This is a genomic window from Kangiella sp., from assembly GCF_014762745.1.
In the GTDB taxonomy this organism is placed as follows: domain Bacteria; phylum Pseudomonadota; class Gammaproteobacteria; order Enterobacterales; family Kangiellaceae; genus Kangiella.
Genome location: NZ_JABURJ010000059.1, coordinates 1 through 14,620, shown reverse-complemented (window position 1 = coordinate 14,620; position 14,620 = coordinate 1). Strand labels below are relative to the sequence as shown.

Sequence of the window (14,620 nt, the reverse complement as noted above, 5' to 3'; positions counted from 1 at the left end):
AATATCATGGAGCGAAATTCAGATAGAATTGACTGGCACACACTGGATGTGGTCGAAACATTAAAGCAACAAGAAACCGATCATAAAGGGCTTAATAAGCAACAAGTTGCCGACAGACAAAAACGTTACGGCATTAACCAATTACCACAGCCGGCTCGCCAGGGCTGGTTAGTGCGTTTTCTTAAACAATTTCATAACGTTTTAATTTATGTGTTGCTGATTGCTGCAGCGATCACCGCATTGCTCAATCACTGGGTGGATACATCAGTGATTGTCGCAGTGGTGGTGATTAATGCTTTGGTTGGGGTATTGCAGGAGGGTAAGGCAGAACGCGCATTGGATGCTATTAGAAAAATGCTGGCTTTGCAGGCAACAGTGATTCGTGAAGGTAAACGCAGCACCCTCAGTGCTGAAGAGTTGGTTCCTGGCGATCTGGTGCTGCTGGAAGCAGGCGATAAAGTCCCGGCTGATGTGCGGCTAATAAAAGCTCACAATCTGAGTGCCCAGGAGGCGATCCTGACAGGTGAGTCAATGCCAGTAGATAAGCAGATTGAACCAGTGGAAGTTAATGTAGCATTAGGAGATAGAAGCTGCATGGCTTTTAGCGGTACGACGGTGACCAGCGGCCAGGGACAGGGCATCGTAATTGCAACGGCCTCAAAAACAGAGATTGGACGAATTAGCGGCATGTTGGCGCAGGTTAAAACTTTAACCACGCCATTGGTCGAGCAGATGGATACTTTTGCAAAATGGCTAAGTCTGGTTATTGTGGTTATTGCCTTGACCATTTTTGTTACCGGTTATTGGCTGCTTGATTACGAGTTCAGTGAGCTATTCATGGCCGTTGTCGGATTAACAGTAGCTGCGATTCCTGAAGGCTTACCTGCTGTTCTGACCATTACATTGGCAGTTGGTGTGCAGGCCATGGCAAAACGAAACGCCATCGTCAGGCAGTTACCGGCAATTGAAACACTGGGCTCCATTTCGGTTATCTGTACCGATAAAACGGGTACGCTGACGCGTAACGAAATGAGCGTTGTGAACTTAGCGACGTATCAATCCGATTATGATATTGGCGGTGATGGTTATGCGCCGGAAGGTGAGATAACCGAAAACAAAATAAAAATCACAAAGGAACAGCAACAGGCGTTGACTATGATGGGATTGACTGCCTTGCTGTGTAATGATTCAGAATTAAAACAGGAAGAAGGGCAGTGGCTGGCTGAGGGTGACCCGATGGAAGCGGCGCTACTGGCGTTCGTTGCAAAATTAGGACTTGACCTTGAGCGTGAAAGAAAACAATGGTCAAGAACTGATGTGATTCCTTTTGATGCCAACCATAGATATATGGCAACACTGAACTACAATACTGATGATGAAGCGACCATCTTTGTTAAAGGTGCGCCGGAGAAAATTATACAGCTATGTGGGTTACAGCAAGTTGAATCTGGAGCGACGGAAAAAATCGAAAGGGAACTATGGCAGCAAAAGGCAGATACCTTAGCAAGTCAGGGCCAACGAGTTCTGGCGCTGGCTATGAAAAAAAGTGAATCAAATCAGCGCGAGTTAAGCCACAAAGATGTTGAAGAGGATCTGGTGCTTATAGGGTTGGTAGGATTGATGGATCCGCCGCGTAGTGAAGTGATTGAAGCGGTAGCCGAATGTTATCGAGCTGGCATTGAAGTCAAGATGATCACCGGAGATCATGCGCTAACTGCATCAGCGATTGGCAAAAAGATTGGGCTGAAAGATACAGAAAAAGTATTAACAGGCGCGGATCTGGATGAGTTAAATGATAGTCAGCTGGCGAAGGCTGTTAATGAGGTAAATATTTTCGCACGAACAAGTCCGGAGCATAAGTTACGTTTGGTGTCAGCGTTGCAGGCCGATGGACTGGTAGTGGCAATGACTGGTGATGGCGTTAACGACGCACCAGCCTTGAAGCGTGCAGATGCTGGAATTGCGATGGGGGTTAAGGGAAGCGAGGCCGCCAAGGAAGCCTCGTCGATAGTGCTAGCTGATGATAACTTCGTGTCGATTGTGGCGGCCATCAGGGAAGGACGAACCGTTTACGACAATACCAAAAAAGTTATCAGCTGGTCACTGCCGACCAGTACCGGTGAAGCCTTTACTATCATTGTGGCACTGATGTTAAGCATGGCCTTACCAATCACGGCAGTGCAGATATTGTGGGTCAATATGATTACAGCAGTAACATTAGGTATTGCACTGGCTTTTGAGCCAACTGAGAATAACACCATGAAGCAATCGCCACGTCCGAGAAACCAACCACTGCTAACTGGAACGTTGTTATGGCATATTATCTTTATCACAATCTTGTTCGGGCTAGGTGTGTTTGGAATTTATCGGTATGCCATAGAACAGGGTTACTCGATTGAGCTGGCCAGAACTATGGCCATGAATACTTTAGTGATTATGGAAATTTTCCATCTGTTCTTTATTAGAAACATGTACGGAACTTCTTTGACCTTGCAGGCAATTAAGGGGACTAAGGTAATCTGGTATGCGGTAATATTGGTTACTGTTGGTCAGTTGGCCATCACTTATCTACCTTGGATGCAGTCGGTGTTTTTAACTGAAGCAGTAGCAATTAAAGATGGAATTATTATTGTGTTTATTGGCATTGCGTTATTTGCATTAGCTGAAACGGAAAAGCAGATACGACTGGCCATAAAAAGAAATAAGAGAAAACATCGTGAACACACGCTTTAATGAAATAGCAACACGAGTTGTTGACCTGCTGATGGACGTGGTTTGCGTTGTCGATCAGGAAGGGAATTTTGTATACATCAGTTCAACCTGCGAGAAAGTCTTCGGCTACAAACAGGAAGAAATGATTGGCACCAATATGATCAACTATATCCATCCGGATGATCGGGAAAAAACACTGGCTGTTGCTGGCGAAATAATGCGAGGAGAAGAGCAGCCTTATTTTGAGAATCGATACGTACGGAAAGATGGGAAGACCGTGTATATCATGTGGTCTGCCCGCTGGTCAGAAAACGATAAGGTCAGAGTGGCCGTTGCAAGAGATGTGACGGAGTACAAACGGTTCGAGAGAACTCAAAACTCCATTTATAAGTTATCGCAGATTGCCCATCAGGCCAGCGACCTTACTGAATTATTTCAGCAGTCACATCAAATCATTAAAGGCTTCATTGCGGCGGATACTTTTATAGTTGCTTTAAAACACAATGAGAAAAGCAGTATTAAGCTGGCGTATTGCAGTGATGGAGCGAGAACTGAAGATACGAACTATCAGTTAATACAAAACACTGCGTTAGAGGATGTGTTAATCAATGGCAAAACAGTGGTGGCTATTAAACAGAATAACGACGCAGCTTTGATTGCAAAAAGAAATAGCGTCGGTGTGCAAGGTAAGGGTAACTGGTTAGCGGTGCCACTGATCGCACAGGAGACTATTGTTGGCGCTATCATTATTTGTGCAACAGAAAAGGACAGCTATTCAAAAAAAGATATCAAGCTGATGGAGTTCGTTGCAGAGCAGATTACTGCGACAATCGAACGCAAAGAGTATGAGCAGAAACTTCATCATTTAGCCAGTCATGACTGGCTGACCGGATTGCCCAACCGCTTGCTGTTTAATGACCGACTTGATGTGGCAATTAAGCGCGCTAAGCGTGTGAATGAACAGTTGGCTCTGCTGTATATGGATCTTGATGGTTTCAAAGAAGTGAATGACACTTTCGGTCACTCCAAGGGGGATCTCTTATTAAGCAAGGTAGCGATCAGGATACAGGCCTGCGTTCGTGAGTCAGATACTGTGGCAAGAATGGGCGGAGATGAATTTACCGTGTTGCTGACGGAACTGCATGCTGAGGGTGACACTGAGCTGATTGTCGATAAAATCCGGCAGGCATTTATAGAACCTTTTGTGTTGGATGGAGCCGAGGTGGCGATTGGGATCAGTATCGGGATTGCCATCTACCCCAGCAGTGGTGAGGATAGTGAAGCCCTGCTGCGAAATGCTGACAGGGCCATGTATGATGATAAGCGTCACAATAATTCGAATAAAATATAAGAATAAATACTTTGGAGTTTGCGTGGTGTAGTAATTAAACGAAGATACGCATAGTATCGAATGATAAAAATGAGACTGGGGGAAATCATGAGCAACTTAACGAAAACAAAAGATCTGCTAGGACTGCTGGCATGGCTTATTTTGGCATTTGCTACAGCAACCATCGGCGCCATTGCATCAATTGATGCAGGTCAGTTTTATAGCCAGTTGGATCAGCCTTCATGGGCTCCGCCGGGCTGGTTGTTTGGTCCGGTATGGACGGTTCTTTATTCTTTCATGGGTATTGCTGCCTGGCTGGTTTGGCGAGAGCGTTATAACTTGAATGCATCGCTGAAAAGAATTCATGCGGCATTAACCGTGTTCGTGTTACAGCTTATTCTGAATGCCATGTGGAGCTGGTTATTTTTTGGCTGGCATGTGGGTGGCTGGGCTTTTGTAGATATCGTACTCTTGTGGATCTTCATTGGCTTTACCCTGGTAGGGTTTTTACGAGTCAATAAATGGGCCGCATTGCTGCTGGCCCCCTATTTACTATGGGTGCTATTTGCAGCAATACTCAACTATGCTGTCTGGAAAATGAACCCTGCTTTGCTGGGATAACAACTTCAATAGTCGCACAGTAAACTAGAAAACCTTACAATGAGCGCCATTAGTAATAACACACAGAAGTCATGTTAGAAGTTATTATTCTGGCGCTCGCCTTAAGTATGGACGCCTTTGCGGTGTCCATTGGTCTTGGCTCGAAACCTGTTGAAAGTCATAAGAAGCTCGCCATCTGGGCCGCAGTTTATTTTGGTCTGTTTCAGGGTCTGATGCCGCTGATTGGTTATCTCGGCGGCAAGGGGCTGCTTGGCTGGATAGACGTTTATGCGCCCTGGATCGCTTTCCTGCTATTACTCTTCGTTGGCGGAAAAATGATCTTTGAAGCCTTTGCGGAGGGCATTGAAGAAGATGTTTGTCAGATTACTCAAAGAGTGATGTTGACCCTGGCGATTGCTACCAGCATTGATGCCATGGCCGCTGGTTTTGCCCTGAACCTGTTACAAGCTAACCCTTTCATTGCCTGTGTCATTATTGGTGTCATTACCATGGTGATGAGTACACTTGGGGTCTTTATCGGAAAACGCAGTGGCACCTGGCTGGAAAGCAAAGCGGAGCTGCTGGGTGGTGTGATATTGATCCTGATAGGCATCAAGCTTGTGTTAAGCTAAGCCATTAATTCTTGCTGCAAACGAATCAAATATAGAGCAGAAAAAAGATGTTACGTACCTATAAATTAATATCAGCTTTACTACTCATAATAGTTAGTCTGTTAGTGGTGATGCCTGCCCAGGCGGTAGAGGCAAACTCCGAGCTGGATGCTGTTAGCAGTTTTGACTGGGCCTTATTGGCGATTTATATCCTGATAGCAATATTATTCTCATTCTTATGTTCAATTGCTGAAGCGGTACTGCTTAGTATCACACCATCTTATATTGAGCACTTACAGGAAAAGAACCCAAAGCGTGCCAAGGTGTTGCGTACCTTGCGCATTACCAGTGTTGATCGATCGCTGGCTGCTATTTTAACGCTCAATACCATTGCCCATACGGTGGGTGCTATTGCGGCAGGCGCACAGGCAACCATTGTATTTGGTAGTGCCTGGATTGGCCTTTTCTCAGTGATTATGACTTTGGCAATTCTGTTCTTTTCTGAGATTGTGCCAAAGACCATTGGGGCGGTGTACTGGAAGCAACTGGCCTCGATTACAGCGATTTATGTGCAGTGGCTGATCAAGATCCTTTATCCTCTGATCTGGCTATCTGAAATGATCACCAAATGGATATCGCATGGTAAGAAGCAGCATATTTTCAGCCGTGATGAGTTTCTGGCAATGGCTGGGCTGGGAGAAAGAACGGGTGAAATTGATAAACATGAATTCAGGGTGGTCAGAAACCTGTTTCGCTTCAGGCAGTTACGAGCTAAGGATATTATGACGCCTCGTACCGTAATGGTATCTCTCCCCGCCAGCGCAAAAGTGGAGGATGTGTTTCAGCAGGTGTTGAATACCCGATTCTCAAGGCTTCCTATCTATAGTGAAGATAATGACGACATTACCGACTTTGTGCTTAAAGACGATATTTTAATGACTCAGGCCAAGGAGCATGGTGCAAGAACGCTGGGACATCTGAAACGCAAGTTAATGGTGGTGTTGGCCGAAATGCCATTGCCGGACTTGATGGAAGTGTTGCTCAATGAGCGACAGCATATTGCTCTGGTGGTGGACGAATATGGCCAGACATCCGGTCTGGTGACGCTCGAAGATTTAGTGGAAACTTTGCTTGGTCTGGAGATCATGGACGAGATGGATGAAGTTAAAGATATGCAGCTGCTGGCTCGCCAGCAATGGCGAAAGCGGGCACAAAAAAGGGGGCTAATCATTGATGATGAGCCTGAAAGCCACTAAAACAAGTCAGAATTGACAAAAATTGTCAGTAAACAAGTCAAAATTAACTTGAAGCAGGTCGCATTGCTACATTCTATCAACCAAATAGATGCTAATTGCAACATTTAATAACCTATTGATTTGTAAAACTAAAAAAGAGTGATTAGAGTAAAAATTACACATTAGACCAAAAGATGTAAAAAATACTGACACTGTGATCTGTTTCTCATTATGATTCTCTGCTAGAGTGTAAAGAGGTCAGACATGAGGAAACCCTATGGCTCATAGTAATCGAGTTACTCAGGCGGCTGCCTCGATTGTAAATTGTGAAAGGAACTCCACGTGCCAAGCGAGGCAACTTTCCCTGTTTTATTATCTATACTCGCCTTTGTGGGCGGGAATCCTGCTGTATTTAATCAGTAGCACCTTAGCATTTGCCGGACATAAGCCTTTAAATATCAAAGGGAGTTTTGATGATCAGTTAGAGAATCAGACCGTTGAAATCCAAGGGGAAAAATCAAAGCAGTTAACGCCTGAGCAGCAGGCATTTGATGATTTCGTCGATAAGATCGAGTCAGGGGAAATAAAGCTGAAAACGCAACAGGATTTTGATCAGCAAGTTGAGAAAATGGCAAAACTGGTGCCAGAAGGGGATGAAGATAGACGCTTATCTTATGTTTATTATCAATGCATACTTGGCAGCATGTTTGATCCTCGTAAAGGAATCAATATTGCTAATGACATGATAAGCAATGCCAAAACAAGAGCTGATCGTCTTGAAGAAGGTGTTCTCTATTTGTGCTTGTCTAATTATGAAGCGCGCTCTGGTGAAATTTCTCAGTCGATGCAGACTATCGAAAAAGCACTGGATGTTGGCATAGAGCTAGACGATAACGAATTGATGGCTGACGCTTACGTGAGCCGTTGTGGAATGCGTTCGCTAATTGGCGAAAATGATTTCGCGTTGCAGGACTGTGTTAAAGCAGAGCAGTTATATCGGGAGGAAGATTTACTGGAAGGTGCTGATGGCTTGATATTTGACATAGGGATAATTTATAGACGCTTGGGTTTTTTTGAGCGTGCAGAAAAGTATCTTAATCGCGCACAAGAAATCGTAGAGCAGGACGACTTAAAATTTGGCAAAATTCAAGTGTACTTGCAACAAGGTTTTATGGAAGAACAGCGTAACAATTTGGATCTGGCTATAGAAAAGTACCAGGCAGCTTTGAAAGTTGCACAGGAGGCGGAAATTGAAACACAGATGGTGCCAATAAGGATTGCATTGGCGGGTGGTTATAATTTGCAAGGAGAGCACGGCAAAGCCATTAAAGAGCTTGAGCTGGCGGAGGAAGCCAGAGAGCAACTAGGCAACATAAATTACGATGGAATGGCTGCCATGCAATACGGTATAGCGCTAAGTAATATTGAGCAACCACAACAGGCTGAAAAATTTTTTGTGGAAGCGGAAAATCAGATGCTCAGGGACAACAATAAGCGTTATCTGGCTTTGCTTTATGAAGCCTGGGCTGAAAGTTACCAGCGTGCAGGAAAAGATCAACAGGCTTTGGATAAATATCAGAAATTCATGGAGCTGCAAAAAGAGCTTGAACGCCAACGTTCCGATCAGCAAACACAAGTTCTGCGATTTGAGTATGACAGTGAAAAGACTGAGCTTGAAAATGAGCAGCTGCAAAAAGAGCAGAAGCTTAAAGATGAGCAGTTGAAGTCGCTGGAAGCGGCACGCAAGTGGCAAATACTGGCCATAATACTGGGTGGTTTACTAACGGTAGTTCTGATCTGGTTCTCGATGCGACAGGTCGCCAATTCACGTAAATTTAAACAGTTGGCCTATACCGATAGTCTGACCGGGCTTGCTAACCGTCGTCAGATTGAGCGTGCTTTAAAAAAGGCCATGGAAAATGCCAACGAATCAGAAAAGCCGTTGAGCATCCTGATGTATGACATTGACCACTTCAAAATCATTAATGATCGTCATGGTCACTCGGTAGGCGATATTGTGCTGACAAACCTATCGAACTTCAGCAAGGACTTGCTGCGTGATAATGATGTGCTGGGCAGAACCGGCGGGGAAGAATTCCTGGCTATTCTACCGAACGCCAATCTGGATCAGGCGATCCAGGTTGCTAAGCGATTGCAGCGCGAGGTTGACCTCAAACAATACACGGATATTGAAAGCGATTTAAACGCGACTATCAGCGTTGGGGTAACCGAATTTAAGCCTGGTGAAAATATGGATCAGTTGTTGCACCGTGTTGATGAGGCGCTTTATCAGGCCAAAGAAAATGGTCGTAATCGGGTTGAATATGTGATTTAGAAATTGTTAAAAATGAGGGGTTAGATCACTAACCCCTCATTAACTCTATACCAGCCTGTAAGGCTGAAACGAGACTTGCTGGCAGGTAACACTTCATGCGGAAACACTTCACTTAAGAACACCACTAAAGTACCAAATTCGGGAATCACCGTTTCAATTGGTGTTTTTTCACGTTTGCGATAGATCAAAAGTTCACCGCCATCTTCTGCATTCCATTGTGGATTAAGATACAGAACCGTGGTCAAACGACGATTAGTGCTACCGCGGAAAGCATCAAGATGGCGCTTATAGAATGCACCTTCCGGATAATGAGCAAACATACACTCATAATCAAATAAACCAAGAAACAGGTGGCGATTAAGGCGCAACCTTAGTTCTTCAATCCAGCTAAAATAGTCTTGTGCAAAGGATTGATTGGGCTCAAGCCATTGGATCTGATCCGTACGCACAAATTCATTGGTATGAAAATCCTGCTCACGGCCAATTCCAGCCAGATCAAACTGATGCGGGTTGCTGTCGATTAGCCCCGTGAATAAATGATTCAGGGTATCAAGTGGTAAGGCATTTTGCAGAACGATATAACCCTTGTCGGTGATAGCATCACAGATACGACTAAAGATATCGTTGTCAAAAAAGCCAGTCGAACTGGAAGAAACGGACTTTAATGCTTGGTTCAATGCAGTCAAACCTCAAGAATACTATGCGCGCTTTATACTCCAAAATGAGGGCTTTGTGAACAAAAATTATACACAAAGAACTGTTGGGTATGGGCTCAGTCGCATTTCAGTCCCAGCTGATTTAGACTTAATGGCATTAACCTGTAGATTGAGCTAATTTCAATGAGCTATAAGCAAGATGTCGCTGAATTAATTGGAAATACGGATTTATTGAAAATTCCGTCACTGTCAGAGCTGACCGGCTGCGAAATATTGGTCAAGTGCGAATTCCAGAATCCTGGGGGCTCAATAAAGGATCGTGCTGCACTACAGATGGTGCAAGATGCTATTGAGTCAGGTGAGCTGAAACCGGGCATGACCATCGTCGAAGGAACCGCGGGTAATACAGGCATTGGGCTGGCAGTGGTGGCCAAAGCGCTGGGCTTTAAGATGCTGACCGTGATGCCAAAAGGCCAGACCCCAGAGAAGGAAAAGATGATTGCCTTGCATGGTTCAGAACTGATGCTGGTAGATCCTTGCCCATTTGCCAATCCAAATCACTTCTATCACACGGCGTGTCGTCTGGCAGAAGAGAATGAGAACTACTGGTGGGCCAATCAGTTTGAGAACACCAGTAATGCCAAAGCTCATTATCAACATACCGGTCCGGAAATCTGGCAGCAGACTAAAGGCAAGATTGATGCGCTGGTGTCTGTATCTGGCACCGGTGGCACCATTGGTGGTAATTCCCGATATTTAAAAGAACAGAACCCTGAGCTGGACGTGTGGTCGGTGGACCCTGACGGTTCGGGCATCTATCACTACTTAAAAACCGGCGAATATAAGGCGCAGGGCAGTTCATTCACTGAAGGCATTGGCATCATGCGCACGGTGGCCAATTTTGCTCAGGCTAAAATCGATAAAGGCATAACTTTGCCCGATCAGGATCTGGTCACAGTATCGAGAGCAGTCAGGAATAATGATGGGCTGGTGCTGGGCAGTAGCTCAGCGCTAAACGTGGCTGGCGCACTCTTTGCCGCAGCCAAAAGTGGCCCGGGAAAAATTATTGTCACCTTTGCCTGTGATGCAGGTGAGCGTTCCTATTCAAAACTGTGGAACCCGGATTTTCTGGCCGAAAAAGGCATCCGCGATGATCTTGAAACCATTGAACAGATGTTTAAGCGTTATCAGGCAATGGATGATAGTGTGATTGTCAATGTAACTGAGAGGGGATGAGTATGCAGCAAAAGCCCCGTTTAAAATTACTTGATGCACAGCTCGATGTGCATAAACTGGCATCGGTGATGCAACTGGAAGATCTACAAGGAAACTGGTTTTTATCCTCGACCGACGAAGAATTATCGCTAGTTTGTGAAAGCCTGAATCGAGAGCTGATAAAAGACTCGGTACAGAAAAGCGAACTCAACTGGCGCTCAATAAAAGTTGAAGGACCGCTCGATTTTGAAATGACGGGGGTGATTGCAGCTCTTAGCCAGGAACTGGCAAAAGCGGAAATACCCATCTTTGTCGTTTCCACTTTTGATACCGACTATGTGCTGGTAAAGGAAAGAAACCTTGCCCAAGCCCTGGTAGTGTTGAAGAAAGTGGGCTATGTGTTTGTTTAAATAGAGGAAGTTGCAACGGCAAGCTGATTTTAGCTGAAATTGCAAATCGGTCAGCAAAATGGAAAAGTAGCGAGAATAGGCGAAATAAAGCAATAATAAGCGCATGTTAAGGAGATTTAGCAGCATTACTCAACAAATTCGATGTTTATCCCATTTTGTCACCAAACCGAATATAAAAATAAAGGGGCTGATCCAGATAACTAGAATTTAGTAAAATCTGGAAATGAAGAAAAGTAGACTAAGCCAATACAAACAAAACCGCCTTATCGAGCACTTTGTGGCTGGTACAACAGCTCGTTGTGCTGCCCAGTTGATTGGCGTAAATGTTAAGACAGCTATTTACTATTATCAGCGTTTAAGGCAGTTGATTTTTAAGTATAGTGAACCATCAGAGCAGCTACTTGGTGAGGTTGAAGTTGACGAGAGTTATTTCGGTGGTAAACGCAAAGGAAAACGAGGTCGAGGCGCAGCAGGTAAAATACCAGTGTTTGGCCTTTTAAAGCGTGGAGGCAAGGTTTTTACGGTGATTATACCCGATGCTAAAGAGCAGACTTTGCTTCCTATTATTCGTGACAAAGTGAAGCCAGACAGCATTGTTTATACTGATACTTTTCGCAGCTATAACGCGTTGGATGTGAGTGAATTTAAGCACTATCGAATCAACCATAGTCAGTTGTTCGCAGATAAGCATAATCACATCAATGGAATAGAGAATTTTTGGAACCAGGCAAAGAGACATTTACGCCAGTTTAATGGTATTCCGAAAGAGCAGTTTCCACTCTATTTGAAGGAGTGTGAGTGGCGATTTAATTACAGTGACCCAAAGTTTCAATTAAAGCAATTAAAACAATGGGTTAAAGAAGAAATGGGTTAGTTATCTGGATCAGCCCCTATTATAATCATCACGCGTCGCCACTCCGTTAGCCAATGCTTATTCTTTAGGAAATATTACGGATATTTATAAAGACATGCCGCACCAGCAATCTGATGCGGCATGTTAGTGAGTTACTTTAGATCAAATCGATCGGCGTTCATGACCTTGCCCCAGGCGGCAACAAAGTCTTTAACAAACTTTTCCTTGTTGTCGTCCTGAGCATAGACTTCAGCCAGTGCTCGAAGAATTGAGTTTGAACCAAACACCAGATCTACACGTGTTGCCGTCCACTTTGCCTTACCGGTTTTACGCTCACACACTTCGTACAGATTATTACCGGTTGGCTTCCAGGTGTAATTCATATCGGTTAAGTTCACAAAGAAGTCATTGGTCAAAGCACCTTCCTGATCGGTAAAGACACCATGCTTACTGTTGCCATAGTTGGCGCCTAACATACGCATACCACCAATCAGTACCGTCATTTCAGGGGCTGTCAGCCCCATCAGTTGCGTACGATCCAATAACATCTCCTCTGGGCTAACCACATAATCTTTCTTCACCCAGTTACGATAACCATCGTGCAAAGGCTCCAGCGGTTCGAAGGACTTAACATCCGTCATTTCGTCAGTGGCATCACCGCGTCCTGGCGTGAATGGAACCTCAATACTGAACCCTGCCTTTTTAGCAGCTATCTCTACACCAACGTTACCTGCTAAGACAATGACATCCGCAATACTGGCACCGCTGTCTTTAGCAATCGGTTCAAGAACTTTCAGTACTTTAGCTAACCGTTCAGGCTCATTAGCCTGCCAATCTTTTTGTGGCGCTAAGCGGATACGTGCTCCATTGGCACCACCGCGAAGATCCGAACCGCGGAAGGTTCTAGCGCTGTCCCAAGCCGTCGCTACCATGTCACTAACTGACAGTCCGCAGGTTTTGATTTTCTCTTTTACCACTGCAACGTCATAATCCTTATTGCCCGCTGGCACCGGATCTTGCCATATTAAATCTTCTCGTGGCGCATCAGGGCCGATATAGCGCGATTTAGGCCCCATGTCGCGGTGTGTCAATTTGAACCAGGCGCGCGCGAATACTTCCGAAAAGTATTCCGGATCCTTGTAGAACTTCTCTGAAATTTTGCGGTATTCAGGATCCATTTTCATCGCCATATCCGCATCGGTCATGATTGGAGTTGTTCGAATGCCAGGGTCTTCTACATCAACCGGTTTATCCTCTTCCTTGATATCAATCGGCTCCCACTGCCATGCGCCCGCCGGGCTTTTCTTCAATTCCCACTCATGATTGAGTAGCATTTCAAAATAGCCGTTGTCCCATTTGGTTGGATGCGTAGTCCAGGCACCTTCAATACCGCTGGTCACTGTATCGCGACCGATACCTCGCTTGGTTTTATTAATCCAGCCAAGTCCCTGCTCTTCCAAATCTGCCGCTTCCGGATCCGGGCCAAGCAATTCAGCATCACCATTGCCATGACATTTACCGACTGTGTGACCGCCTGCCGTCAGCGCAACCGTTTCTTCGTCGTTCATGGCCATGCGCTCAAACGTCACTCGAATATCTTTAGCAGTCTTTAGAGGGTCAGGATTACCGTCTACACCTTCTGGGTTCACATAAATCAAGCCCATCATCACCGCAGCCAAAGGATTTTGCAGATCGCGCTCTCCTGAGTAACGACTATTTTCATTATCGCTTGGCGCCAGCCATTCTTTCTCCGATCCCCAATAGGTATCTTTCTCGGGATGCCAGATATCCTCGCGACCAAAGGCAAAGCCGTAGGTTTTAAGACCCATCGACTCATAGGCAATAGTACCTGCGTAAGTGATTAAATCTGCCCAGCTGAGCTTGTTACCGTATTTTTTCTTGATGGGCCATAGCAGGCGACGTGCCTTATCCAGATTAACGTTATCCGGCCAGGAATTGATAGGAGCAAAACGTTGATTACCGGTTGCCGCACCACCACGGCCATCAGCAATTCGATAAGTCCCTGCAGCATGCCAGCTCAAACGAATCATAAGCCCACCATAATGGCCCCAATCTGCTGGCCACCACTCCTGACTATCTGTCATCAATGCATGTAAATCTTTTTTTAGAGCCTCAAAATCCAACTTCTTAACTTCTTTACGATAATCAAAATCCTCACCCATTGGGTTGGTCTTTCTATCGTGCTGATGCAAAATATCGAGGTTCAGCGCATTAGGCCACCAATCCATATTCGATGTGCTGCTTTTTGTGACGCTACCATGCATCACCGGACATTTCTTTTCTGACATAACAACCTCCATTTACTCTAGGTTCCACTACTTCTTAATCATCAACTTCTAAGCGCTGTGTTTAAGTAGTCTCTAAAATCTCTTACCTGTTATAGCACAATGAAAATGACATTCTCACCTTAATCCGCAACTATTGACGCAAACTATGATCATGGTCATTTTTTTATATCAGAAAGGTTACACGCTTAGTTGTGTAGACACTTGAAAGGTATATCTATATAGGTGCTATATGAGTTTACATCTTTGTTATTATTGGCCTGAAGGACTAATCCTTTGGATACCTCCTAAATAAGTCACTCTGTAGTGGTCAAGTAAAACTGGCCACGGGTTTATAGTTAATCCAGTATTGTTGCT

Annotated in this window: 11 protein-coding genes; 9 read left to right on the top strand and 2 right to left on the bottom strand. The window is 44.8% G+C overall.

Annotated features, from left to right (window positions below):
- The first annotated feature begins 6 nt into the window (after positions 1-6).
- From HUJ19_RS04485 to HUJ19_RS04460, 6 genes are all read left to right on the top strand, one after another.
- A complete protein-coding gene (locus HUJ19_RS04485; RefSeq protein ID WP_290622506.1) occupies positions 7-2,733 on the top strand; it encodes a cation-transporting P-type ATPase in 2,727 nt (908 codons plus the stop codon).
- A complete protein-coding gene (locus HUJ19_RS04480) occupies positions 2,717-4,063 on the top strand; it encodes a diguanylate cyclase (protein WP_290622505.1) in 1,347 nt (448 codons plus the stop codon). Before HUJ19_RS04485 ends, HUJ19_RS04480 begins: the two co-directional genes overlap by 17 nt.
- Positions 4,064-4,150: 87 nt before the next feature.
- Complete coding sequence (locus tag HUJ19_RS04475; RefSeq protein WP_290622504.1) at positions 4,151-4,663, top strand: TspO/MBR family protein; 513 nt, start codon at positions 4,151-4,153, stop codon at positions 4,661-4,663.
- Between the two features lie 71 nt (positions 4,664-4,734).
- Entirely contained in the window at positions 4,735-5,274 is a 540-nt protein-coding gene (locus HUJ19_RS04470) for a manganese efflux pump MntP family protein (RefSeq protein ID WP_290622503.1), read from the top strand.
- Positions 5,275-5,384: 110 nt separating this feature from the next.
- A complete protein-coding gene (locus tag HUJ19_RS04465) occupies positions 5,385-6,509 on the top strand; it encodes a hemolysin family protein (protein WP_367273968.1) in 1,125 nt (374 codons plus the stop codon).
- A 256-nt stretch (positions 6,510-6,765) separates the two neighbouring features.
- Complete coding sequence (locus HUJ19_RS04460) at positions 6,766-8,823, top strand: tetratricopeptide repeat-containing diguanylate cyclase (protein WP_290622500.1); 2,058 nt, start codon at positions 6,766-6,768, stop codon at positions 8,821-8,823.
- 20 nt (positions 8,824-8,843) lie between these two features.
- On the opposite strand, the gene HUJ19_RS04455 is transcribed toward HUJ19_RS04460, so the two are convergent.
- Positions 8,844-9,500, bottom strand: a complete 657-nt coding sequence (locus tag HUJ19_RS04455) for a 2OG-Fe(II) oxygenase (RefSeq protein ID WP_290622498.1) — start codon at positions 9,498-9,500, stop codon at positions 8,844-8,846.
- Between the two features lie 162 nt (positions 9,501-9,662).
- Between HUJ19_RS04455 and HUJ19_RS04450 the strand changes: the two genes are divergently transcribed.
- The 3 genes from HUJ19_RS04450 to HUJ19_RS04440 all read left to right on the top strand — a co-directional run bounded on the left by HUJ19_RS04450 (position 9,663) and on the right by HUJ19_RS04440 (position 11,978).
- Complete coding sequence (locus HUJ19_RS04450; RefSeq protein WP_290622496.1) at positions 9,663-10,715, top strand: cysteine synthase A; 1,053 nt, start codon at positions 9,663-9,665, stop codon at positions 10,713-10,715.
- 2 nt (positions 10,716-10,717) lie between these two features.
- Positions 10,718-11,104 (top strand): ACT domain-containing protein, encoded by a 387-nt coding sequence (locus HUJ19_RS04445; RefSeq protein ID WP_290622493.1) that lies wholly within the window; start codon positions 10,718-10,720, stop codon positions 11,102-11,104.
- Positions 11,105-11,327: 223 nt separating this feature from the next.
- A complete protein-coding gene (locus tag HUJ19_RS04440) occupies positions 11,328-11,978 on the top strand; it encodes an IS1595 family transposase (protein WP_290622491.1) in 651 nt (216 codons plus the stop codon).
- 131 nt (positions 11,979-12,109) lie between these two features.
- Here the strand turns inward: HUJ19_RS04440 and katG are convergent, their stop codons facing one another.
- Positions 12,110-14,266: a catalase/peroxidase HPI gene (gene katG, locus HUJ19_RS04435; protein WP_290622490.1), complete on the bottom strand. Its 2,157-nt coding sequence runs from the start codon at positions 14,264-14,266 to the stop codon at positions 12,110-12,112.
- Positions 14,267-14,620: the final 354 nt, after the last annotated feature.